23 protein-coding genes and 2 pseudogenes are annotated in these 22,530 nt (G+C 71.4%); 15 read left to right on the top strand and 10 right to left on the bottom strand.

Annotated elements, in window-relative coordinates:
- The first annotated feature begins 60 nt into the window (after nt 1-60).
- Together KM933_RS34415 and KM933_RS34410 are read left to right on the top strand one after the other, a co-directional pair.
- Nucleotides 61-1,032, top strand: a complete 972-nt coding sequence (locus tag KM933_RS34415; RefSeq protein ID WP_221359984.1) for an ATP-binding cassette domain-containing protein — start codon at nt 61-63, stop codon at nt 1,030-1,032.
- Entirely contained in the window at nt 1,029-1,790 is a 762-nt protein-coding gene (locus KM933_RS34410; protein ID WP_221359965.1) for an ABC transporter permease, read from the top strand. The genes KM933_RS34415 and KM933_RS34410 overlap by 4 nt, the downstream gene beginning before the upstream one ends.
- An 18-nt stretch (nt 1,791-1,808) precedes the next feature.
- On the opposite strand, the gene KM933_RS34405 is transcribed toward KM933_RS34410, so the two are convergent.
- Complete coding sequence (locus KM933_RS34405) at nt 1,809-2,009, bottom strand: DUF397 domain-containing protein (protein ID WP_221359963.1); 201 nt, start codon at nt 2,007-2,009, stop codon at nt 1,809-1,811.
- Complete coding sequence (locus tag KM933_RS34400; protein WP_221359960.1) at nt 1,928-2,848, bottom strand: helix-turn-helix domain-containing protein; 921 nt, start codon at nt 2,846-2,848, stop codon at nt 1,928-1,930. Before KM933_RS34400 ends, KM933_RS34405 begins: the two co-directional genes overlap by 82 nt.
- A 446-nt stretch (nt 2,849-3,294) precedes the next feature.
- On the opposite strand from KM933_RS34400, the gene KM933_RS34395 reads away from it, so the two are divergent.
- The 5 genes from KM933_RS34395 (at nt 3,295) to KM933_RS34375 (ending at nt 5,926) form a co-directional block, all read left to right on the top strand.
- Nucleotides 3,295-3,561, top strand: coding sequence for a type II toxin-antitoxin system prevent-host-death family antitoxin (locus KM933_RS34395; protein WP_221359958.1), 267 nt, complete (start codon nt 3,295-3,297; stop codon nt 3,559-3,561).
- Entirely contained in the window at nt 3,558-3,809 is a 252-nt protein-coding gene (locus tag KM933_RS34390; RefSeq protein ID WP_221359949.1) for a type II toxin-antitoxin system RelE family toxin, read from the top strand. The genes KM933_RS34395 and KM933_RS34390 overlap by 4 nt, the downstream gene beginning before the upstream one ends.
- Nucleotides 3,810-3,922: 113 nt before the next feature.
- Complete coding sequence (locus tag KM933_RS39960) at nt 3,923-4,108, top strand: hypothetical protein (protein ID WP_260334592.1); 186 nt, start codon at nt 3,923-3,925, stop codon at nt 4,106-4,108.
- Nucleotides 4,109-4,282: 174 nt separating this feature from the next.
- A complete protein-coding gene (locus KM933_RS34380; RefSeq protein ID WP_221359947.1) occupies nt 4,283-5,059 on the top strand; it encodes a MerR family transcriptional regulator in 777 nt (258 codons plus the stop codon).
- 141 nt (nt 5,060-5,200) lie between these two features.
- The gene (locus KM933_RS34375) at nt 5,201-5,926 is read left to right on the top strand and encodes a dienelactone hydrolase family protein (RefSeq protein WP_221359945.1); all 726 of its coding nucleotides are present in this window, start codon (nt 5,201-5,203) and stop codon (nt 5,924-5,926) included.
- Nucleotides 5,927-5,979: 53 nt separating this feature from the next.
- Here the strand turns inward: KM933_RS34375 and KM933_RS34370 are convergent, their stop codons facing one another.
- A complete protein-coding gene (locus tag KM933_RS34370; protein WP_221359943.1) occupies nt 5,980-6,357 on the bottom strand; it encodes a YbjQ family protein in 378 nt (125 codons plus the stop codon).
- Between the two features lie 141 nt (nt 6,358-6,498).
- Here KM933_RS34370 and KM933_RS34365 point away from each other — a divergent pair, with 141 nt between their 5' ends.
- The gene (locus tag KM933_RS34365; RefSeq protein ID WP_221359940.1) at nt 6,499-7,536 is read left to right on the top strand and encodes a DedA family protein; all 1,038 of its coding nucleotides are present in this window, start codon (nt 6,499-6,501) and stop codon (nt 7,534-7,536) included.
- 148 nt (nt 7,537-7,684) lie between these two features.
- Here the strand turns inward: KM933_RS34365 and KM933_RS34360 are convergent, their stop codons facing one another.
- Together KM933_RS34360 and KM933_RS34355 are read right to left on the bottom strand one after the other, a co-directional pair.
- The gene (locus tag KM933_RS34360) at nt 7,685-9,340 is read right to left on the bottom strand and encodes a threonine/serine exporter family protein (protein WP_308013640.1); all 1,656 of its coding nucleotides are present in this window, start codon (nt 9,338-9,340) and stop codon (nt 7,685-7,687) included.
- A gap of 153 nt (nt 9,341-9,493) precedes the next feature.
- The gene (locus KM933_RS34355) at nt 9,494-9,985 is read right to left on the bottom strand and encodes an inorganic diphosphatase (RefSeq protein ID WP_033321679.1); all 492 of its coding nucleotides are present in this window, start codon (nt 9,983-9,985) and stop codon (nt 9,494-9,496) included.
- A 79-nt stretch (nt 9,986-10,064) separates the two neighbouring features.
- On the opposite strand from KM933_RS34355, the gene dacB reads away from it, so the two are divergent.
- From dacB to folE, 6 genes and pseudogenes are all read left to right on the top strand, one after another.
- Nucleotides 10,065-11,666, top strand: coding sequence for a D-alanyl-D-alanine carboxypeptidase/D-alanyl-D-alanine endopeptidase (gene dacB, locus KM933_RS34350; protein WP_221359938.1), 1,602 nt, complete (start codon nt 10,065-10,067; stop codon nt 11,664-11,666).
- Between the two features lie 146 nt (nt 11,667-11,812).
- A complete protein-coding gene (locus KM933_RS34345) occupies nt 11,813-12,934 on the top strand; it encodes a zinc-dependent metalloprotease (protein WP_260334590.1) in 1,122 nt (373 codons plus the stop codon).
- Nucleotides 12,935-13,106: 172 nt separating this feature from the next.
- Complete coding sequence (tilS, locus tag KM933_RS34340; protein ID WP_221359937.1) at nt 13,107-14,171, top strand: tRNA lysidine(34) synthetase TilS; 1,065 nt, start codon at nt 13,107-13,109, stop codon at nt 14,169-14,171.
- Nucleotides 14,172-14,277: 106 nt separating this feature from the next.
- Nucleotides 14,278-14,884, top strand: a pseudogene (gene hpt / locus KM933_RS34335) (hypoxanthine phosphoribosyltransferase).
- Between the two features lie 224 nt (nt 14,885-15,108).
- Nucleotides 15,109-17,148 (top strand): ATP-dependent zinc metalloprotease FtsH, encoded by a 2,040-nt coding sequence (gene ftsH / locus KM933_RS34330; RefSeq protein WP_221360011.1) that lies wholly within the window; start codon nt 15,109-15,111, stop codon nt 17,146-17,148.
- Between the two features lie 143 nt (nt 17,149-17,291).
- On the top strand, nt 17,292-17,897 hold the full coding sequence (gene folE, locus KM933_RS34325) for a GTP cyclohydrolase I FolE (RefSeq protein ID WP_221359935.1): 606 nt from the start codon (nt 17,292-17,294) through the stop codon (nt 17,895-17,897).
- A gap of 156 nt (nt 17,898-18,053) precedes the next feature.
- On the opposite strand, the gene KM933_RS34320 is transcribed toward folE, so the two are convergent.
- The 5 genes from KM933_RS34320 to folP all read right to left on the bottom strand — a co-directional run bounded on the left by KM933_RS34320 (nt 18,054) and on the right by folP (nt 21,309).
- Nucleotides 18,054-18,539: a DUF3180 domain-containing protein gene (locus KM933_RS34320; protein ID WP_221359933.1), complete on the bottom strand. Its 486-nt coding sequence runs from the start codon at nt 18,537-18,539 to the stop codon at nt 18,054-18,056.
- Between the two features lie 58 nt (nt 18,540-18,597).
- The gene (gene folK / locus KM933_RS34315) at nt 18,598-19,206 is read right to left on the bottom strand and encodes a 2-amino-4-hydroxy-6-hydroxymethyldihydropteridine diphosphokinase (RefSeq protein ID WP_308013639.1); all 609 of its coding nucleotides are present in this window, start codon (nt 19,204-19,206) and stop codon (nt 18,598-18,600) included.
- Nucleotides 19,203-19,562: a dihydroneopterin aldolase gene (gene folB / locus KM933_RS34310; protein ID WP_221359930.1), complete on the bottom strand. Its 360-nt coding sequence runs from the start codon at nt 19,560-19,562 to the stop codon at nt 19,203-19,205. Before folB ends, folK begins: the two co-directional genes overlap by 4 nt.
- A 329-nt stretch (nt 19,563-19,891) precedes the next feature.
- Nucleotides 19,892-20,398 (bottom strand): nuclear transport factor 2 family protein, encoded by a 507-nt coding sequence (locus KM933_RS34305; RefSeq protein WP_221359928.1) that lies wholly within the window; start codon nt 20,396-20,398, stop codon nt 19,892-19,894.
- On the bottom strand, nt 20,395-21,309 hold the full coding sequence (gene folP, locus KM933_RS34300) for a dihydropteroate synthase (RefSeq protein WP_221359926.1): 915 nt from the start codon (nt 21,307-21,309) through the stop codon (nt 20,395-20,397). The genes KM933_RS34305 and folP overlap by 4 nt, the downstream gene beginning before the upstream one ends.
- Nucleotides 21,310-21,983: 674 nt before the next feature.
- Between folP and KM933_RS34295 the strand changes: the two are divergent.
- Nucleotides 21,984-22,530 (top strand): annotated as a pseudogene (locus tag KM933_RS34295) (hypothetical protein); the annotation flags it as partial.

The raw sequence follows: 22,530 nt of genomic DNA, 5'->3' as shown, positions 1-22,530 counted from the left end.
GTCGCTGAGTGAGTAATCAAACTTGATTACTCAGATAGGGCCGGACACGGAGGGAGCCTGATGACCGACGCGATCGTCGTCGAGGGCGTACGGAAGCGGTACGGGGACAAGGACGCGCTGGACGGACTCGACCTGCGGGTGGGCCGCGGCACGGTGCACGCGGTGCTCGGCCCCAACGGCGCGGGCAAGACGACCCTGGTCCGGGTGCTGTCCACGCTGCTGCGGCCCGGCGCGGGCCGGGCGGAGGTGGCCGGACACGACGTGGTGACCCGGGCGCGGGAGGTGCGGCGCCGCATCGGCCTGCTCGGCCAGCACGCGGCGCTCGACGAGGAGCTGGGCGGACGGCAGAACCTGGAGATGTTCGGGCGCCTGTACCACCTGGGCGCCCGCCACGCGCGCGTGCGGGCCGACGAGCTCCTGGAGCGCTTCGGCCTCGCGGACACGGGCCGCAAGGCGGTGAAGCGGTACAGCGGTGGCATGCGGCGCCGGCTGGACCTGGCCGCCTCGCTCATCACCGAACCGGAGGTGATCTTCCTGGACGAGCCGACCACGGGGCTGGACCCGCGCGGCCGGGCCGAGGTGTGGAAGGCGGTGCGCTCCCTGGTCGGCGGCGGTACGACGGTGCTGCTCACCACGCAGTACCTGGAGGAGGCGGACCAGCTCGCCCACCGCATCTCGGTCGTCGACCGGGGCCGGGTCGTCGCGGACGGCACCGCGGACGAGCTCAAGGCCCTGACGGGCGGTGACCGGATCGACGTGGTGCTGCGGGACGGCGGGCAACTGGGGGCCGCGGTCGCTCTGCTGCCGCTGGCGCAGGCGGAGATCTCGGTGGACGTCGACCGGCGCCTGCTGAGCGCCCCGGCCGCCGACCGCGTGAAGACGCTCGCCGGAGTCGTACGGGCCCTGGAGGACGCCGGGGTGGAGGCGGAGGACGTGGCCCTGCGGCGGCCCACGCTGGACGAGGTGTTCCTGCACCTGACCACGGGCGACGACCCGGTGGACCCGGTGGACCCGGTGAAGGAGGCGGTGTGAGCACGTACGCGCTGAGCGATTCCTGGACCATGACCCGGCGGGAACTCGCCCACTGGGCGCGCCAGCCGGCCCAGGTCCTGGTCGGGCTGGTCTTCCCGGTGATGCTGCTGCTGATGTTCGGCTACCTGATCGGCGGCGGCCGGGGCGTCCAGGGCGACTACGTCGACTTCCTGGTGCCCGGCATGTTCGCGCTGACCATGGTCTTCGGCCTGGAGGGCACGATGCTGGCCGTCACCCAGGACCTCAACAAGGGGGTGATCGACCGCTTCCGGTCGATGCCGATGGCCGACGGGGCCGTCCTGGTGGGCCGGTCCGCCGCCGACATGCTCCAGTCGGCGGTCGGCCTGGCCGTGCTGATGGGGACCGGGTACGCGCTCGGCTGGCGCGTGCACGGCACCTTCGGCGCCTTCATGGGAGCCGTCGGGCTGCTCCTGCTGCTGCGGTTCGCGATGCTGTGGATCGGGATCCTGCTGGCGATGGTGGCCGGGAAACCGGAGATGGTGCAGGCCGTGCAGATCCTGATCTGGCCCGTCGGCTTCCTCTCCAACGCCCTCGCGACCCCGGAGTCCATGCCGGGCTGGCTGGGCACGGCCGTCGAGTGGAACCCGCTGTCACAGACGGCCACGGCCGTACGCGACCTGTTCGGTGCGCCGGGCGCCGAGGCGGGGCACGTCTGGGCGGCGGTGGTCTGGCCGCTGGCGCTGCTGGCGGTGTTCTTCCCGCTGGCGGTACGGCGGTTCGGGGCGCTGGACGAGTAGGGGAGCGGGGAGGGGGCCTCAGCCCTTGAGGTGACCGACGAAGGCCGCCCAGGCGGGGGCGGTGACGACGAGGGCTGGGGCTTCGGGCCGTTTGCTGTCGCGGACGGGGGTGAGGGGGGCGTAGTTGTCGGCGACTTCTACGCAGTTGCCCCCGTCCGCGTTGCTGTAGCTGGACTTTCGCCATGCAGCTCCGCTGAGGTCGGGCCGAGGGGATCGCATGATGGGCTGGCCTCCAGGATCTTTTGGATCAGCGCCACGGACTTTCGTGGAGAGAGCGCCGAGTCTCGCACCAAATCGTATGACAGGCGGAGCTGTTCGACATCCGCCGGATCCTCGACGAGGTCTCCGGAATAGGCACTTTCGGTATAGGCGATGTTCCGGCCGCCCGGTAGCCAGAGCAGCGTCAGTGATCCACCGAGAAGGTGCTGTAGACCGGCGGAGAAAGGCAACACCTGCAGCGTGACGTTCGGAAGCCCTGCCGTCTCCAGCAGATGGGCCAACTGCTCGCTCCACGCGTCTGCTCCACTGAGCGGACGCCGTACGGCGGACTCGTCCAGTACCGCGCGGAACTCGACGGCATCGTCGCCATGCAGCAGGGTCTGGCGGTCCAGGCGTGCGATCACCTGCGCGTCGAGCTCGTTACCGTCCGCCGGGCGGGCAGTACGCAACTGTTCGCGGGCGTAACGCTCGGTCTGCAACAGGCCGGGAATTGTGGAGCATGCGTACTCGTACCGCATGGTCGCTTCCTTCTCGCGTTCCATGAAGTGCCGGTACTTGTCCTTGATGCCGTCCGCTCGCGCCAATGCCCACAGGTGAACCAGGTGCTCCCCGGTTCCGTACGCCTTGTCCAGTGCCTCCATGACGTCGGGAGACCCCAGCTTCACCCCCGTCTCCAGCTTGTGCAGATACGTGCGGTCGTATGTCGTGTCGCCCGCCAGATCGCTCAGCGACTTTCCTGACTTCTCACGCAGTCGTGTCAGTTCCGCGGCCAACACCATCCGTGCTGAACCGTCATGCTGGTTGCCGCCCTTGTTCAGGGTCGGCTTTCGTGGCGGCATGCTGGCACCTCTCCATGGTCCTGACGTGCGGGTCTACACCCCTTCACTACCGACCGTAGCCCTTGATCCGTCACGCTGTGAATGTCATCAGCAACTCCACGTGACCGAAAGGGAATCGAATGAACGACTCGGACCAGATCAAGGGCTGGCGGATCGACCGCATCCCCGGCAAGCGGGTGACGGCGGTCCACGAGGGCGTACGGCTTCCGCTCTGACTGCTGTACGACGGCACGCACAAGGGCGACGCGCAGTTGCGGCTCAGCGTGGTCGAGGCGGAACAACTGCACGCCGAGCTGTCCTACGTGCTCGACGAGGGTGCGGTATCGACGCCCCCTCCGGCGGCTGCCCGCTGACGTCGATATCGGGTGGAGGGTGGGCTGGGTGCGCTCGGGCCCACTCCCCATTCCCCCGCGAAGGAGAGTGTCATCCAGGTGTACACTAGGTTCATGTCAGCTACATATCCCATCGCTGAAGCGCGAGGCAAGCTCGGAGATCTCGCCCGTCGGGCCGCCCAGCACGAGCACATCACTCTGACTGATCGTGGTGTGCCGACCGCGGTCCTCATCTCTCCCGCGGAACTCGAAGACCTGGAGGACGCTCTCGCGCTCGCCCGCCTTGAGCGCGATCGTGCTCTCGGTCGCGCTGAGACCCCCGTTCCGCACGCCGAGGCCCGGCGGATACTTCTCGAAGCTGCCGGGAGGAGCGAGGCGTGACCTGGCAGGTCCAGTGGGAACCGGCGGCGCTCAACGAGGCCACCGGTCACCTCAAGGACGATCCCCAGGGGGTCGACGCGCTCCTCCACGCGACCGACCAACTCGCGGAGGACCCCAGGCCTGAAGGATCCCGTGCCTGGGGCGTCCAGCATCGCCGCCTGCATCGCGGGCCGTGGCGCATCCTCTACCGCATCGATTCGGACGCGCGCATTCTTCATGTCGAGCACATCGGGCGCACTCTCGCCTGACCGGGAGGGGGCGGGCCCGGCACCTGGACAGCCGGTACGCGCTGCAACAGGCCGTCGTCGACGCCCTCGGGAACGACGCGACCGACCCCGACGCCACCTTCCGTGCCCAGGCAGTGACCAGCGCCCGCCTGGCCGCGATGCACACGGCGCTGACGCGCTGGGCCGAGGACGACGGGCGGGCGAACCTGCCCGAGCTGATCGCGCGGGCGCTCGCCGCGTCCTTCGGTGACGTCATCGCCGCCACCATCGACCGGGGGGACCGGTCCGATGCCCCTTCCCGTACTTCCGGACAGGCATGATCCGGTCTGCCGGTCTGCCGGTCCGTCGGCCGGCCAACCCGCAGGCCCACCGGCCCGCGAGCCGCCTTGAAGAGGTGAAGCCGACGGCACGGCCCCGGAGGGAATCCGGCTTGCACCTCACGCCGCGTGAGGCCCCAGCCTGGGGCGTGCAACGAAAAGGAGGGAGCGGAGACCATGGACTACTCCGTGGGACAGGTCGCCGGGTTCGCCGGGGTGACGGTGCGCACACTGCACCACTACGACGAGATCGGCCTGCTCGTACCGGGCGGGCGCAGCCACGCGGGTCACCGGCGCTACGGCGACGCCGACCTCGACCGGCTGCAGCAGATCCTGTTCTACCGGGAGCTGGGGTTTCCGCTCGAAGAGGTCGGGGCCCTGCTCGACGACCCGGACGCGGACCCGCGCGCGCACCTGCGCCGCCGGCACGAGCTGCTGACCGCCCGGATCGAGAAGCTGCAGAGGATGGCCGCGGCCGTGGAGCACGCCATGGAGGCACGCACGATGGGTATCGACCTCACACCCGAGGAGAAGTTCGAGGTCTTCGGCGGCAAGGACCCCGAGGAGCACGCGGAGGAGGCCGAGCGCCGCTGGGGCGGCACGGAGGAGTACGCCGAGTCGCAGCGGCGGGCCGCCCGCTACACCAAGGACGACTGGCAGCGCATGCAGGCCGAGGTCGCCTCCTGGGGCGAGCGCTACGCGGCCCTCATGGAGTCCGGCGCACCCGCCGCCGGGGAGGGCGCGATGGACATGGCCGAGGAGCACCGGCGGCACATCGACACGTGGTTCTACCCGTGCTCGTACGAGATGCACCGGTGTCTGGGCGCGACGTACGTGGACGACGAGCGGTTCAAGGCGTTCTACGACTCCATGCGGCCGGGGCTGGCGGTACACCTGCGGGACGCGATCACGGCGAACGCGGCACGGCACGGCACGGGGGCAGTGGGCCGGTAGGGGACGGCGGTTCGTTCGCAGGCTCCGAGCCGAACCGCCGACGGGGTGACGGGGTGGTTCCGGAATGCTCCGGAGACCTGCCTTCTGCCGACGGCAGAACACCGGCCCGACCGGGCTCGACGATCACTACAGTCCAGGCTCATGACAACAGTTGCAACGCGCACGGTCGAGTACGCGGCCGACGGTCTGACGATGATCGGGCACCTCGCGCTCCCGGCCGGTGCCGACCGCCGGCCCGCGGTCCTGGTCGGGCCCGAGGGGGTGGGGCTCAGCGACGTCGAGCGCCGCCGGGCCGACGCGCTCGCCGAGCTGGGATACGTGGCGCTGGCCTTCGACCTCCACGGCGGGCGCTATCTGGGCGACCCCGAGGAGATGCTGGCCCGCTGCATGCCGCTGCTCGCCGACCCCGACCGGATGCGGGGCATCGGCCACGCGGCGCTCGACGTGCTCCGCGCCGAGCCCCGGACCGACCCGGACCGGATCGCCGCCGTCGGCTACGGCACCGGGGGCGCGATCGCGCTGGAACTCGGGCGTGCCGGCGTCGACCTGCGCGCGATCGCGACAGTCAACGGCCTGACCACCGGCCGACCGGGCGAGGCGGCGCGCATTCCCTGCCCGGTGTGGGCCGGGGTCGGGTCGGAGGACCCGATCATGCCGCCCGCGCAACGGGACGCGTTCGGCGCCGAGATGCAGGCCGCGGGCGTCGACTGGCGCCTCGTCGTCTACGGCGGCGCCCTGCACGCCTTCCACCACCCACCGGTCGACCACATCGTGCTTCCCGGGGTGGGGCATCACCCTCAGCACGCGCGGCGAGCCTGGCGGGACGTCGTCGGCCTGCTCGCCGAGTGCCTGCCCATGACGGAGTGATCCGGGACGAGGCGGACCGGGGTCTGTCCACGGGCTCCTGCCGAAGGGTCCCGCTACAGGTTCCGCTCCTCCTTCACCAGCACCACGGCCGTGCCGTACGCGCACACCTCCGTGCCCATGTCCGCCGCCTCGGTCACGTCGAAGCGGAACATCAGCACGCCGTTGGCGCCCCGCGCCCGTGCCTGGTCGATGAGCCGCTCCATCGCCTGGTTGCGGGTCTCCACCAGTGTCCTGGTGAGACCCTTCAGCTCGCCGCCGATCATCGATTTCAGCCCCGCGCCGATCTGGCTGCCCAGATGCCGGGAACGCACCGTCAGGCCGAATACCTCGCCGATGACCTGCTCGACCCGGTGGCCGGGTACGTCGTTCGTCGTCACGACCAGCACGTCGGGGCTGGGACCCTGACCGCCGCCGAATTCTTCTAGACCCATGGCTCACAGCTTTGTCCCGGTCGGGGCACAGTGCATCCTGTAGGAGCCGGTGGAACCTGGCCCTCTCACGGGGCGTTGATAACTTTGGTCGGCCACACCTTCGCCCACCGCCGCCCCACCACCCCTCAGGAGCCCGGAAACGTGACGACGCTTGCCCTTGGCCCAAGCTGGTTGGATCCGGACTACCTGCTCGACTCGTTCGGCATCTGGGGCCTGCTACTGATCGTCTTCGCCGAGTCCGGCCTGCTCATCGGCTTCTTCCTGCCGGGTGACTCGCTGCTGTTCACGGCGGGCATGCTGATCACCTCCAACACCCTGGACTTCCCGCTGTGGGGCGCCATCGTCCTGATCTGCATCGCCGCGATCGTCGGTGACCAGGTGGGCTACATGTTCGGCAAGAAGGTGGGGCCCTCGCTCTTCACCCGGCCGGACTCCCGCCTCTTCAAGCAGGAGAACGTCACCAAGGCGCACGAGTTCTTCGAGAAGCACGGCCCGAAGTCGCTGGTACTGGCCCGTTTCGTGCCCATCGTGCGTACGTTCACGCCGATCATCGCCGGTGTCAGCGGCATGAAGTACCGTTCCTTCCTGATCTTCAACGTGGTCGGCGGCGTCCTCTGGGGCGCCGGTGTCACGCTCCTCGGTTCCTGGCTCGGCAGCATCGGGTTCGTCCGCGACAACATCGAGCCGATCCTGCTCCTGATCGTCTTCATCTCGGTGGTCCCGATCATCATCGAGTTCGCGCGGGCCCGCCGCAACGCCAAGAAGAACCCGGCGCGGCAGCCGGAGCCCGGGGAGCCGCACACCCCGTCGGCGGGCCCCGCCATGGACGACCGCACGACCCAGCTCCGCCGGGTGACCCCGCCCCAGCAGCAGGACGGTTACGGCCAGGACCAGGGCTACCGCGACCAGGGTTACCGCGACCAGGGCTACGGCAACCAGGATTACGGCAACCAGGGACAGCAGCAGCACGGCCAGTACGACCAGTACGGCGACCAGAACCACTACCAGCAGCAGTCCTACGGTCAGCAGCAGTCCTACGGTCAGCAGCAGTACGACCAGCAGCAGTACGGCCAGGACCAGGACCACGGCCGCCAGCAGTGGCAGTACCCCGAGGACCAGCAGCAGTACCAGCAGGGCGGGCAGCAGTACCCGTACGGCCAGGACCAGCAGAGGAACTGATCCCGGTCGGCCCCCGCGCCCCTCAGGGGCGCGGGGGCCGTGTCGATCTGCGGCTCCGCCGCGTGGCGCGATCAGCCCACGACGCCCGTCAGCCGGACGACGACACCAGACACCCGCGCGTCGGAACCCGCGCGTCGGAACCCGCGCGTCAGAACCCGCGCGTCCGCTTCGCGGCGCGCCGCGCCCCCTCCGACGCCCCCGGCAGCCGCATGAACAGCCGCGAGATCTCGGACCCCAGGTTCATCCCGATCGCGATGGCCATCGCGAGCGCGGCCGCCTTCGTGAGCGACCCGATCCCTTTGTCGACGTCGTTCTGGGCGATGGCGAGCAGCCCGAAGTACGTGGCGGAACCGGGCAGCAGCGGCCCGATCGCGGCGGTCGTGTACGGCAGCGCGGAGGCGAACCGGTAGCGCGACATGAGCTGCCCGAACAGCCCCACCAGACCGGCCGCCACGGCCGTCGAGGCGACCGACGAGATCCCGCCCGCGTAGTGCATGGCGCCGTACACGCTCCACGCGATCCCGCCGTTGAGGGTCACTATCAGCACGGTGGAACGTTCCTGCTGGAGCAGTACGGCGAAGGTCAGCGTCAGGAGCATCGAGGCGGTGATCTGCCACACCGGCCGCTCGGCCGACTGCAGGGCCGCCTCCGGATTGAGTTCGGCGCCCAGGGTCACACCGAAGTACAGGATCACGAGGACACCGATGACTATGCCGACGAAGAAGTACATGACCTCCAGCAGCCGGGCCGCCGCGGTGATGTAGTAGCCGGTCAGGCCGTCCTGCACGCCCGCCACCAGCGCCCGTCCGGGCAGCAGCGCGAACAGCCCGCCGGTGATCGCCGCGGAGGCCCGCACGTCGACGTGCGCGAGCGTCAGCGCGACACCCATCGCGGCGGCCGGCATCGCGGCCACCGTGAACTGGTAGAACTCCGGCAGCCCGCGCCCCGCGCACAGCCACGCCAGCCGGTCGCCCAGCATCGCGGCGACGGCCGCCGCGACGAACACGACCACGCCACCGCCGACGAGCACCGAGGCCGCGCCGGCGAGCAGGCCGGTGGCCGCGGTCAGCACCCAGCCGTTGTAGGGGTGCCGGTTGCGGCGGATCTCCGCGAGGCGCCGGTAGGACTCCTCCAGGGAGACCTCGGTCCCGTCGTCGCTGATGTCGTCGACCAGCCGGTACACGGCCGCCAGCCGCGTGTAGTCGGTGCCCCGGCGCCGTACGGTCCGCGACGCGGTCACCGGGTCGTCGACGAGCGAGGGCTGGTACGAGATCGACAGGAGGGTGAAGGTGACGTTCGGCTCGCAGCGGTCGAGGCCGTAGGAGCGGCAGACGGCGAACATCGCCGCCTCCACGTCCTCGGCGCCCTCACCGCCCGCGAGCAGCAGTTCGCCGATACGTAGGGTCAGGTCCAGGACGCGCGGTACGGCGGGACCCTCGTCCTCGGCCTTCTGCACGGTCTCGGGCACGGGCCGCTCGGTGACCGGCATGCGCAGCATCGTGCGCATCCGGTCCTGCCAGGGGGTGTGCTTGACGAGGTCGACCCGCGGCACGCCCTCCGGCGGGGTGAAGGCGGGCGGCGCGTGCCGGGAGCTGTAGGTCCTGGGCGGGCTGAAGGCCGACCCCTCGGCCTCGGCGGCCGGTACCGGCGGGACGCCGAGCCCCCTGGGCAGGGAGAACTCGGACGTCGTCGACGACTCCTCCTCGACCGGCGGGACCTGCGCCGCCACACCGCTCGGCGGGACGAAGGCGCTGCGCACCTCGTCCGACTGCGGCTTGCGGTCCTCGACCTCCGGCTCGATCACGCACCACTCCCGAACTCGCACTTCCGGTACGCCCCGACTCGCACGTCCGGTACGTCCCGGCTCGCCCTTCCGGTACGCCCCAGTATGCGCACCGGCGCACGAACGGGCCGCGCGGCCCCAGCGGGGTCACGCGGCCCGGGTGAGACAGGGGGCTCAGTGGCCGCCCGTCTCCTTGAAGCGCTTGTACGACCGCTCGATCTCGGCCTCGGCGTCCGTGCGGCCCACCCAGTTGGCGCCCTCGACGGACTTGCCGGGCTCCAGGTCCTTGTAGACCTCGAAGAAGTGCTGGATCTCCAGACGGTCGAACTCCGACACGTGGTGGATGTCCCGCAGGTGCTCCACGCGCGGGTCGTGCGCGGGAACGCACAGCAGCTTGTCGTCGCCGCCGGCCTCGTCCGTCATGCGGAACATGCCGATCGTGCGGCACTGGATGAGGCAACCCGGGAAGGTCGGCTCGTCCAGGATGACCAGCGCGTCCAGCGGGTCGCCGTCCTCGCCGAGGGTGTTCTCGACGAAGCCGTAGTCGGCCGGGTAGCTGGTCGAGGTGAAGAGGCGACGGTCCAGACGGATCCGACCGGTCTCGTGGTCCACCTCGTACTTGTTCCGTGAACCCTTCGGAATCTCGATCGTGACGTCGAACTCCACCGGTGACTCCTCCATGATCAGCACATAGTTCTGGTGGTTAAGTGTCCCTCACGCAGGTGTGTGATCGCGAAAGGGGCTGGTGGTCGTGCCGGAGCTGAAGGCCTGGCGGGCCGCGAGACCGCATGTGGTGCGGGTCGCGCGATCCGTGAGACCGCGACTCGTACGGGCCGCGGAGATCGTCGGACCACCGCTGGCCCGAGCGGCCGGAGCCGTGAAACCGCTGGTCAAGCGGCCGTCGACCGTCCAGTTCACGGCGGGCGCCACCACCTTGGGACTGGTCGTGGCGGCAGGTGTGGCCACCGCGGCCGGACCCTGGGACTCCACCGGTCAGCGTACGGCGGAGCGCGACTGGGCCGCATCGCGGGAGCGCGCGGGTGGCGCAGATCACGGTCGTGTGCCCGGTACGTCCGGCAAGGCGCCGGCGCCCGCACCGAGCGCCGCCTCCGTGCTCGCCGCGCTGGACGGCTCCGCGGACTCCGCGCCGTCCCCCACGGAGAAGGCCCTGGGGAAGGTCCTCGGGCCGCTGCTCGACGACCGCGCGCTGGGTTCCGACCGTGCGGGCGCCGTCGTCGACGTGGCCACCGGCAAGCGCCTCTACGGCAAGAGGGCGGCCGACGCGCTGACCCCGGCGTCCACCACGAAGATCGCCACGGGCGTCGCGGCGCTCACCGCGGCCGGCGCGGACCACCGCATCGCGACACGCGTGGTCCTCGAACCCGGCACCGAGGAGGTCGTCCTCGTCGGCGGCGGCGACCCCACCCTGACCGCCCGCAAGGACGCGGACGGCAACGCGAGCCTGCGCTCCCTCGCCGACCGGACGGCCCGCGCCCTCAAGTCCGGCAAGGCGGGCAGGAACGGCAGGAACGGCAGGGTCACGCTCTCGTACGACACCTCGCTCTACGCGGGCTCCGCCGCGCACCCCATCGGGCCCAACCCCAACCTCGCCCCGGTCAGCGCCCTGATGATCGACGAAGGCCGTCTCGACGACTCCTCCAGCGGCCCCGCCGAGCGCAGTACGGACCCGGCGGGCGACGCCGCGCGGAAGTTCGCCGACCTGCTCCACGAGCGGGGCGTCGAGACCACGGTCCCCGGCACCTCCAAGGCGTCCGGCCGCGCCAAGACCCTCGCCACGGTCACGTCCCCGCCCCTGTCGGCGCTGGTCGAGCGCATGCTGACCAGCAGCGACAACGACATCGCCGAGGCCCTCGCCCGCCAGACCGCCCTCGCCTCCGGCGAACCGGCCGGCTTCAAGGGCGGCGCCGCGGCCACCCGGAAGCAGCTGAAGAAGCTCGGGCTGCCGCTCAAGGGGGCGAAGTTCGCGGACGGCAGCGGCCTGGACCGCTCGGACCGGCTCAGCGCGGACCTGCTCACGGCCCTGCTGGCCGAGGCCGCCGACCCGGACCGCCCGGAACTGCGCCCGGTCCTCACCGGCCTGCCCGTCGCCGGCTTCACCGGCACCCTCAGCAAGCGGTACGCGGGCCGGCCGGGCACCGGGGTCGTACGGGCCAAGACCGGCACCCTGACCGGCGTGCACACCCTCGCGGGCACGGTGGTGGACACCGAGGGCCGCCTCCTGGCCTTCGCCTTCCTCACCACGTCCAGCCCGCCCGCGGACCCGACGGCCGCCCAGCAGGGCTTGGACCAGCTGGCGTCCACCCTGGCGACCTGCGGCTGCGACTAACGGGGCCGCGCCCCGCCGGGGGCGCCCCTTCAGGGGCGCGGGGAACTGCGCGACCGGCCACGACGTACCTGCGCCCGACCTGCGAGCGGGGGCACCCCACGGCCCACCCCTGCCAACAGCGGCAGCGCTCCCGTACGGTTGACGGCATGAGCATCCGTGGTGCGGAGATGGTCGACTGGAATCTCGCGGTGGCGACCGCGACCCGGCTCGTACGGCCGGGCCCGGAGGTGAGCCGCGACGAGGCCAGGGCCGTCGTCGCGGAGCTGCGCCGGCACGCCAAGGCGTCGGAGGAGCACGTCCGCGGCTTCACGCGGATGGGCGGGGACGACCTCCACGACACCCCGGTCCTCGTCGTGGACCGCCCGGGCTGGGTCCGGGCGAACGTCGCCGGGTTCAGGGAGGTCCTCAAACCCCTGCTGGACAAGATGCAGGAACGTCGCGGCGGCGGCCCGGGCGGAGCCGTCCTCGGCGCCGTCGGCGGCAAGGTCACCGGCGTCGAGCTGGGCATGCTGCTGTCGTTCCTGTCCTCCAGGGTCCTCGGCCAGTACGAGACGTTCGCCCCGGCCACCCGGGAACTCCCCGCCGGGGAGAACGGCGGCGGCAGGCTCCTCCTGGTGGCGCCGAACATCGTGCACGTGGAGCGGGAGCTCGACGTGCACCCCCACGACTTCAGGCTCTGGGTCTGCCTCCACGAGGAGACGCACCGCACGCAGTTCACGGCCGTGCCCTGGCTGCGCGACCACCTGGAGGGCGAGATCCAGTCGTTCCTGGGGGAGACCGAGGTCGACCCCATGACCGTCCTGGAGCGCGTCCGCGAGGCCGCCCAGTCCCTCGCCGGCGGCCGCCCCGAGGGCGAGGAGGGCGACGAACCGCGCTCCCTCGTCGAGATCGTGCAGACCCCCGCCCAGCGTGAGATCCTCGGCCGGCTCACCGCCGTGATGTCCCTCCTGGAGGGCCACGCCGACTTCGTGATGGACGGCGTCGGCCCGGCCGTGGTGCCGTCCGTCGCCGAGATCCGCGAGAAGTTCCAGCAGCGGCGCGCCCGCGGCGCCTCCCGCCTCGACCTCGCCCTGCGCAAGCTGCTCGGCCTCGACGCGAAGCTGCGCCAGTACCGGGACGGCGAGCGCTTCGTGCGGGCCGTCGTGGACGAGGTGGGCATGGAGGGCTTCAACCGCGTGTGGACCTCGCCGAACACCCTCCCCACCAAGTCGGAGATCGTCAAACCGGCGGACTGGGTCGCGCGGGTGCACCGCAGGGCGGAGTCGTGAACCGGATTCGGCCGACGGCAGGTGAACGCCTCCCCAATCACCCGTCCGAGGGACCGTGAGCCATGGGTAGGCGTGCAATGCTCGGGGAACGGCCCGGTTCTGTCACCATCGAGACACTCTGAGTGACCGAACCGGGGCTCACCCCCCGACAATTTCATGAAGGGAACCGGACATGGGTCCCCATCCTGCGGTCGCGGCGATACGCCTGGCGGTCCGCCGCGTACTCCACGACGTCCTCACCGACCACGCCCCCCAGCACGCTCCCCGGCACACCTCCCGGAAAACCTCCCGGCCCGCTCCCGGCGCGCCCCCGGACGGGCCGCTCGTGCTCGTCGCGTGCTCCGGCGGCGCCGACTCCATGGCGCTCGCCTCAGCCCTCGCCTTCGAAGCGCCCAGACTCGGCATCCGTGCCGGCGGCGTCACCGTGGACCACGGGCTGCAGCCCGGCTCCGGGCTGCGCGCCGACGAGGTCGTCCTGCGCCTCGCCCAGCTGGGGCTGGACCCCGTCGAGTCCGCCGCGGTCACCGTCGGCCGTGACGGCGGCCCCGAGGCCGCCGCCCGCGACGCCAGGTACGCCGCCCTGGACGCCGCCGCCGAGCGGCACGGCGCCGTCGCCGTCCTGCTCGGCCACACCCGCGACGACCAGGCCGAGACCGTCCTGCTCGGCCTCGCCCGCGGCTCCGGGACCCGCTCGCTGTCCGGCATGGCCGCCGTCTCCGGAGGGCCGGGCGCCGACCGCCGCTACCGCCGCCCGTTCCTGCACCTGGACCGGCAGACCGCCCGCAAGGCATGCATGGTCCAGTCGCTGCCCGTCTGGGACGACCCCCACAACACCGACCCGGCGTACACCCGCTCCCGGCTGCGCCACGAAGGGCTGCCCGCCCTGGAGAAGGCGCTCGGCAAGGGTGTCGTCGAGGCTCTCGCCCGTACGGCCCAGCTGTCCCGCGACGACGCCGACGCGCTCGACGCGTGGGCCGGCCGGGCCGAGGCGTCCGTGCGCGACGCGGCGGGCCTCCTGGAGTGCGCCAAGCTGTACGCCCTGCCGCCCGCCGTGCGCCGCCGCGTCCTGCGCCGCGCCGCCATCGGGGCCGGGGCGCCCGCGGGTTCGCTGTTCGCGCGCCACATCGAGGAGATGGACCGGCTGATCACCGGCTGGCGCGGCCAGGGGGCGATCAACCTCCCGGGCAAGGTCGTCGCCCGGCGGCAGGGTGGCAGACTGGTGATCCGGCAAGGCTGAAAGAGAGTCGCCCCCCCCGGGCGGCGGCTCTCCCGGAGGGCGACCCCTCCAGGAGCGGTCCTCAGCGCGGAGGGCCGGGAAGCAGCCGGTGGGACGACCGAAAGTGATGCGGGTGGACGCGAAAGACCTGGGCACCGACCTCCAGTCGGTGCTCATCACCAAGGAAGAGATCGACGCGAAGCTGGCCGAGCTGGCCGCGAAGATCGACGCGGAGNATCGACGCGAAGCTGGCCGAGCTGGCCGCGAAGATCGACGCGGAGTACGCGGGCAAGGACCTGCTGATCGTCGGTGTCCTCAAGGGCGCGGTGATGGTCATGGCGGACCTGGCGCGGGCCCTGTCCACCCCCCTCACCATGGACTGGATGGCCGTCTCCTCGTACGGCGCGGGCACCCAGTCCTCCGGAGTGGTGCGGATCCTCAAGGACCTCGACACCGACATCAAGGGCAGGCACGTCCTGGTCGTCGAGGACATCATCGACTCGGGCCTGACGCTGTCCTGGCTGATCTCCAACCTCGGCTCCCGCGAGCCCGCGTCCCTCAAGGTGTGCACGCTGCTGCGCAAGCCCGAGGCCGCGAAGGTCGCGATCGACGTGGAGTGGGTCGGCTTCGACATCCCGAACGAATTCGTCATCGGGTACGGCCTCGACTACGCGGAGAAGTACCGGAACCTCCCGTTCGTCGGTACGCTCGCGCCCCATGTCTACGGCGGCTGAGGCACTCTGGACGGGTGACGTCCCGCCGCCGGGGGCCTGACTCCGCCGGGCGGCCGGGAACCCCAGCGGGTCCCACGCCGTTGGAGCATATGTGGACGGGGTCTGTCAGCCGGACCGTGCAGCTTCGGGTGCAGCTTCGGGTGACAATGCTGGGGTACCGTCCGAAGAACAGTCTTATCAAACTCACTATGGCAGGAGGGACGGGGCGGCACCGCTCCGTATGGATGGACGTGAAGCGATACTTCCGTGGGCCGGTCATGTGGATCGTGCTGGCCGTCCTTGCCGTGGTCGTGTTGATGCAGGTCGTCGGCTCGTCCGGCGGCTACAAGACGGTGGACACCGGCCAGGTCGTCCAGGCGATCAGTGACAACAAGGTCCAGCAGGCCAAGATCACCACCGGCGACGAGCAGATCGTCAAGGTCGAGCTCAAAGACGGCGAAAAGATCGAGGGCAGCTCGAAGATCCAGGCGAGCTACATCGGCGACCAGGGTGTGAACCTGGCCACCACCCTCCAGGACAAGTACCAGAACAAGCAGATCCCGGACGGCTACACGGTCTCGCCGACCAAGCAGAACGCTTTCGTCGGCATCCTGCTGTCCCTGCTGCCCTTCGTCCTCATCGTCGTCGTCTTCCTGTTCCTGATGAATCAGATGCAGGGCGGCGGCTCCCGGGTCATGAACTTCGGGAAGTCCAAGGCGAAGCTCATCACCAAGGACACCCCGAAGACGACGTTCGCCGACGTGGCGGGCTCGGACGAGGCGGTCGAGGAGCTCCACGAGATCAAGGAGTTCCTCCAGGAGCCGGCGAAGTTCCAGGCCGTCGGCGCCAAGATCCCCAAGGGTGTGCTCCTCTACGGGCCTCCCGGTACGGGCAAGACGCTGCTCGCGCGCGCCGTCGCGGGCGAGGCGGGCGTTCCCTTCTACTCGATCTCCGGTTCCGACTTCGTCGAGATGTTCGTCGGTGTCGGTGCCTCGCGTGTGCGCGACCTGTTCGAGCAGGCCAAGGCGAACGCCCCGGCGATCGTCTTCGTGGACGAGATCGACGCGGTCGGCCGCCACCGCGGCGCCGGCCTCGGCGGCGGTCACGACGAGCGCGAGCAGACGCTGAACCAGCTGCTCGTCGAGATGGACGGCTTCGACGTCAAGGGCGGCGTGATCCTCATCGCCGCGACGAACCGCCCCGACATCCTCGACCCGGCCCTCCTGCGCCCCGGCCGCTTCGACCGCCAGATCGCGGTCGACCGCCCGGACATGCAGGGCCGTCTGGAGATCCTCAAGGTCCACCAGAAGGGCAAGCCGGTCGCGCCGGACGTCGACCTGTCGGCCGTCGCCCGCCGCACGCCCGGCTTCACGGGCGCGGACCTGTCGAACGTGCTGAACGAGGCCGCGCTGCTCACCGCGCGCAGCAACCAGAAGCTGATCGACAACCACATGCTGGACGAGGCGATCGACCGTGTGGTCGCGGGCCCGCAGAAGCGGACCCGGATCATGTCGGACAAGGAGAAGAAGATCACCGCGTACCACGAGGGCGGACACGCCCTGGTCGCGGCGGCCTCACCGAACTCCGACCCGGTCCACAAGATCACGATCCTCTCCAGGGGCCGTGCTCTCGGCTACACGATGGTCCTGCCGGACGAGGACAAGTACTCCACGACCCGCAACGAGATGCTCGACCAGCTGGCGTACATGCTGGGCGGGCGCGCGGCCGAGGAGCTCGTCTTCCACGACCCGACCACGGGTGCCGCGAACGACATCGAGAAGGCCACCGCCACGGCCCGCGCGATGGTCACGCAGTACGGCATGACCGAGCGCCTCGGCGCGATCAAGTTCGGCGGCGACAACACCGAGCCCTTCCTGGGCCGGGAGATGTCGCACCCGCGCGACTACTCGGAAGAGGTCGCCGCGCTCGTCGACGAAGAGGTCAAGAAGCTCATCGAGAACGCGCACAACGAGGCCTGGGAGATCCTGGTCGAGAACCGCGACGTGCTCGACGCGCTGGTGCTGGAGCTGCTGGAGAAGGAGACGCTGAGCAAGGAGCAGATCGCCGAGGTCTTCGCTCCGATCATCAAGCGTCCGGCCCGTCCCGCGTGGACCGGCTCCTCCCGCCGCACGCCGTCCACCCGCCCGCCGGTGCTCTCCCCCAAGGAGCTGTCACTGACGAACGGGACGAACGGTTCGGCCCCCTCGATCACCTCGAAGGCCACCACGTCCGCCGAGCCCCGGCCGGTCATCGAGCCGGCCCCCGAGGAGCGCGGCGAGAGCTGACGGCTCCGGCCGCCGGCGGCCTCACCAGGCCCGGAATGGATGCCGCGCCCCCCAGGTTTTAGCCTGGGGGGCGCGGCATTCCGTATGTCCGGTTGCGGGACGTGTGGTCCCCACGTGTGAGAAGCACAGAAACGAGGCACCAGATGACCGACCCCGTGAGGCTGGACGGCGAGGGCGAGATCGGCGAGTTCGACGAGAAGCGGGCCGAGAACGCCGTACGGGAGCTGCTGATCGCGGTCGGCGAGGACCCGGACCGGGAAGGGCTGCGGGAGACGCCGGGGCGGGTGGCCCGGGCGTACCAGGAGATATTCGCCGGGCTGCGGCAGACGGCCGAGGAGGTCCTGACGACGACGTTCGACCTGGGCCACGACGAGATGGTCCTGGTGAAGGACATCGAGGTGTTCTCGACGTGCGAGCACCACCTGGTGCCGTTCCGGGGGGTCGCGCACGTCGGCTACATCCCGAGCACGTCCGGGAAGATCACGGGGCTGTCGAAGCTGGCCCGGCTCGTGGACGTCTACGCCCGGCGGCCGCAGGTGCAGGAGCGGCTCACCACCCAGGTGGCGGACTCGCTGATGGAGATCCTGGAGCCCCGGGGGGTGATCGTGGTGGTGGAGTGCGAGCACATGTGCATGTCCATGCGCGGGATCCGCAAGCCGGGGGCCAAGACGATCACGTCCGCGGTCCGGGGACAGCTGCGGGACGCGGCCACGCGCAATGAGGCGATGAGTCTGATCATGGCGCGGTAGACGCTCCGCGTGCCTGCGGGGAGAGGGGAGCGGGGGCGGGCGTTGCCGGTACGTGCGGGCATGTTGTGGTCCCCCAGCCTTCGGCCGGGAGGTGCCCCCCGGGTCGCGCGGTTCCCCGCGCCCCTCGGCGAAGGGCTGCGCCCCTTCGCCCTGAAATCAGGCCGCGGGGGCGGCGGTGCCCGTCGTGTCGTCGTCCTCCGGGAGTTTGCAGACCTTTTCCAGGAAGAAGGCGGCCGCTATGACGGCCAGGGCCGCCAGGACCGAGAAACCGGCGTAGACGGCCTGGTCGCGGCGGGCCGGGATGTCCAGGAACTCCAGGAGGAAGGCGCCCGTGCCGCCGTACATCCCGGCGACGAGGGCGGCGACCAGGGCGCTGGCCTGGCCGAAGACGACCGAGCGGGCCGCCATCATGGGGTCGACCCCCTTGGCGCCGGGGCGGCGCTCGCGCTGGGCCCTCAGCCGGGTCCGCAGGGAGAGCGCCGTGGCCAGCAGGACCACGGCGATCAGAGCCAGGACGATCGGGGCCGCCAGGGGGACCCGGGGCAGCGTGCCCACCGAGTTCCACAGCCGGGCACCCGCCCAGGACAGCACTCCCGCCACGACGAACACCGCGGCCAGCGTCCTGATGCGCAGCTCTTTCACTCCGGTCCTCTCATGATTGCGTGCCTCCGACCGCCTTCGGGCGTCGTGACCTCAACGACTACTCGGGCAGTTGGAGTTCCAGGTCGTCCCTGACCGTGACCCCGTCGTCGGGGACCGCGGCGAGCAACCGCGCCACGGGGCCGTGGCCGGGCAGCCGCGCCCCGGGATCCACGTCGTTCCACGGGGCGAGCACGAAGGCGCGCTCGTGGGCGCGCGGGTGGGGGAGGGTCAGCGCCGGGTCGTCGGAGCGCACGTCCGCGTACGCCACGATGTCGACGTCGAGCGTGCGGGCACCCCAGCGCTCGTCCCGTACCCGGTGGAAGGCGTCCTCGACCGCGTGCGCCCGCTCCAGGAGCGTGGCGGGCGGCAGCGTGGTCCTGAGGACGACCACCGCGTTGAAGTACGACGGCTGGCTGCCGGGCTCCACGCCCCACGGCTCCGTCTCGTACACCGGGGAGACCGCCTCGACGCGGACCCCGGGGGTGTCCTCCAGGGCGTCGACGGCGCCCTGGAGCGTCTCCAGGCGGTTTCCCAGGTTCGAGCCCAGGGCGACCACCGCGCGCTCGGGGTCGTGCAGCGTCGTGTCGGCGGCGTCCACCCGCTCGACGACGGACGCGGGGACCGGCTGCACGGTCGGATCGCCCCGGTCCCCGGGGGACGTGGTCACACCCGGCTCCGGACGATCGTCACGGTCACGTCGTCGAAGGGGACCGTGATCGGGGCGTCCGGCTTGTGGACGCACACCTCCACCTCGTCGACCCCGTCGTGCTTCAGGCACGTCTGGGCGATGCGCTCGGCGAGGGTCTCGATGAGGTTCACCGGTTCGCCCTCGACGACGGCCACGACCTCCTCCGCCACGATGCCGTAGTGCACGGTCTTCGTGAGGTCGTCGTCGGCCGCCGCGGGCCGGATGTCCAGCCCCAGGACGATGTCCACGATGAAGGTCTGGCCCTCTTCGCGTTCCCGGGGGAAGACGCCGTGGTGACCACGGGCCTTCAGGCCGCGCAGCGCGACACGATCCACGCGAATCACTCCTGCAGTCGTCGGTGGGGTCCGGCCGTACCGCGTGCGGGCGGCACACCGGCCTCGGACGGCGTCCGGACCGGACCGGTGGGAAACCGCTCCCCGCCGCGGGCCCGTGTCCGTGACCGCCGTCACGATCACCAACGTACTACGCCGGGGAGCACCGCCCCGTGGGAGGCGCCACCGGTACGCATACCCCTGGACGCGCGTCGCATCGCGGACCGCGGGATTCCAGATCGCGGACCATGGAATTCCGGATTGCGGACCGCCGGGTCCTGGCGGACCGCCGGGTCCTGGCGGGCCGCGGGGTCTCGGGGGGAGGAGGGGGCTCAGGGGGAGGAGGGGTCGTCCGGCTCGTCCTCGTCGGTCTCGGCCAGTACGGGCGAGGCGTGGTGCGACCAGAGCTTCCAGCCGGCCGGGGTGCGGCGGAACACGTTGGTGGCGACGACGAGCTGGCCCACCAGGGGACCCAGTTCATCGCTGTCCTCGGGCGGCGGACCGCCGCTGAGGATGTTCTCCGTGCAGGTCACCAGGGCGGTGTCCCCGGTGACCGACACGTGCAGATCGGTCAGGAAGAACTGGATGTACTCGGTGTTCGCCATGATCAGCGCGTACGACCGCAGCACCTCGCCGCGCCCGTTGAGGACCGGCCAGCCGGGGTGCACGCAGGAGATCTCGCCCGCCTGCGCCGGGTCGTGGTACTCCTCGTCCTGGCCCAGGTCGGACGGGGTCAGCCAGAGCGCGGACAGCCCCTCGAAGTCGCCCTGCTCCAGTGCCTCGTAGAAGGCGGTGTTGGCGAGCTCGACCTGCTCGACGTCCGTGTGCGGGGCGCTCACCGGGCTCCCTCTGCGGTCCGGTCTTCCCCGGGGGCCCGGTCCTCTCCGGGGGGCCGGGCGCCCTCCACGGCACGGGCGACCCGGACGGCGTCGGCGGTGGCCCGTACCTCGTGGACGCGGACGGCCCACGCGCCCTGGTGGGCGGCGAGCGCGGAGACCGCGGCGGTGGCGGCGTCACGCTCCCGGGCGGGCGGCGGGGAGCCCTCCGGTCCCGCCAGGACCCGGCCGAGGAACCGCTTGCGGGACGCGGCCACCAGCAGGGGGTGCCCGATCTCCCGCAGGCGGTCGAGGTGGGCGAGCAGGACGAGGTCGTGACCGGCCTCCTTGGAGAAGCCGAGGCCCGGGTCGACGATGATCCGGTCGGGGGCGATGCCGCCCGCCAGAACGGCCTCCACACGCGCGTGGAGCTCGTCGACCACTTCGGAGACGACGTCCTCGTACGACCCCCGGACGGTGCTGCCCTGGAGGAAGCCGCGCCAGTGCATGACCACGAAGGGGGCGCCCGCGGCGGCGACGGCCGGGATCATCGCCGGGTCGGCGAGGCCGCCGCTGACGTCGTTGACGAGTGCGGCTCCCGCCGCGAGCGAGCGCTCCGCGACGCAGGCGCGCATCGTGTCGACGGAGACCACGACCCCCTCGGAGGCGAGGCCGCGGACGACGGGTATGACGCGCCTGAGCTCCTCCGCCTCGTCCACGCGGGCGGCGCCGGGGCGGGTGGACTCGCCCCCCACGTCGACCAGGTCGGCGCCCTCCGCGACCAGGTCGAGGCCGTGCTTGACGGCGGCCGTCGTGTCGAACCAGTGGCCACCGTCCGAGAAGGAATCGGGGGTCACGTTCACCACGCCCATGACCGCGCAGCGGTCCCAGACCGGGAGCCCTGACACTTGGCCTCGCCCGCTCTTCTTGCTCATACCGTCCAGCCTAGGCCCAAAGGGACGGCTCGCCGGGCGGGGCCGGACGAGCCGTGCGGGGTCCGGACGCCCCCTTCGCGCCGGTCGGCTCCGGGCCGGCCGGCGCACGGGCCGGGTGTGCCGGCCGGCCCGGTCGGCCGCGCTTCGGGGTCCGGGGTCCCCGGTGCGGGGTCCGGGTGTGTGGTCCGCCGGTGCCGCTCCGGCCGTCGTACGCGAATAGGCGGCGCGGTGCCGGGAATTCACCGGCCGTAAAGATCATTTCCGGATCTCGTGAATGCGGCGAAGGCTCCCTCCGGGGGATCGGTTTGCCCGCGGCTTTGAAGAAGACCGCCGACTCCCGCCGGGGTAAGGGAACTTCGGAACTCCGGATCGGGACGCCGGATCAGGACGCCGGATGGGAACTTCGGACGGGGACTTCGGACGCGTGAGGGCGCGCCCGAGAGCACGCCGGGGGAGGGGTCCGGCCGGGAGGCGCCGGACGGTCCCGGTCCCGGGCATCGTGAATCGGCGTTCGGCGCGGGGCTGTTGTGCGTGCCGCTATCAGGGCGAAGTGGTGGTGAGGAAGCGACCGGTGCGGCCATTGTCCGGTGGAGGGACGGTGAGAAGGTTTCGGTGTGGCTGCGTTTTGCCGCGCGGGGCACCATCATTCGCCTACGCGCGGTAAGTTTCTGGCCATGCCACGAGGACGTCACCGCCATTCCCCACCTCTGCACCGGCTGTTGCCCCCCTCGGCGATCGCGGGCGTAGCCGTCGTCTGCGCCGTCGGGCCATGGCTGTTCTCCGAACCATGGGTGCTGCGCGGACTGGCCGCGAGCGCCGCGCTGACAGCCGTCGTGGGCGCGGTCGTCATGCGCCGCTGGGACGCGTCGGCGGGCAGGCGTGTCGCGGACCTCGCGCGCGGGCGCGCGAGCGACGAGTGGCGTCACGAGGAGCGGGTCGCCGAACTGGAGAGCGACCTGGAGGAGTCGCGCGAACTGCGGACCAAGCTGGAGCAGCGCCTCCGCGCCAAGCGGGCCGAACTGGCCGGGCTGCGCAACGAGCACGCCGCGCTGCTGCGCCGGTACGCCACGGCGGAGACCGAGCGGGCCACCGCGCTGGAGGGCCGCCGGCTCCTGGAGATAGAGACGGCCGCCCCGGTCCCGGCGCTGCCCGCCGCGGGCCCGGCGGCGCCGGTCGCCGGGCAGGCGGCCCCCGAGGCACTCGCCGACACGGCGCCCGGGG

The organism is Streptomyces beigongshangae (genome assembly GCF_019710745.1).
Classification (GTDB): Bacteria; Actinomycetota; Actinomycetes; order Streptomycetales; family Streptomycetaceae; genus Streptomyces; species Streptomyces beigongshangae.
Note: the sequence above shows the minus strand (reverse complement) of the source record. Positions and strands in the feature narration are given on the sequence as shown.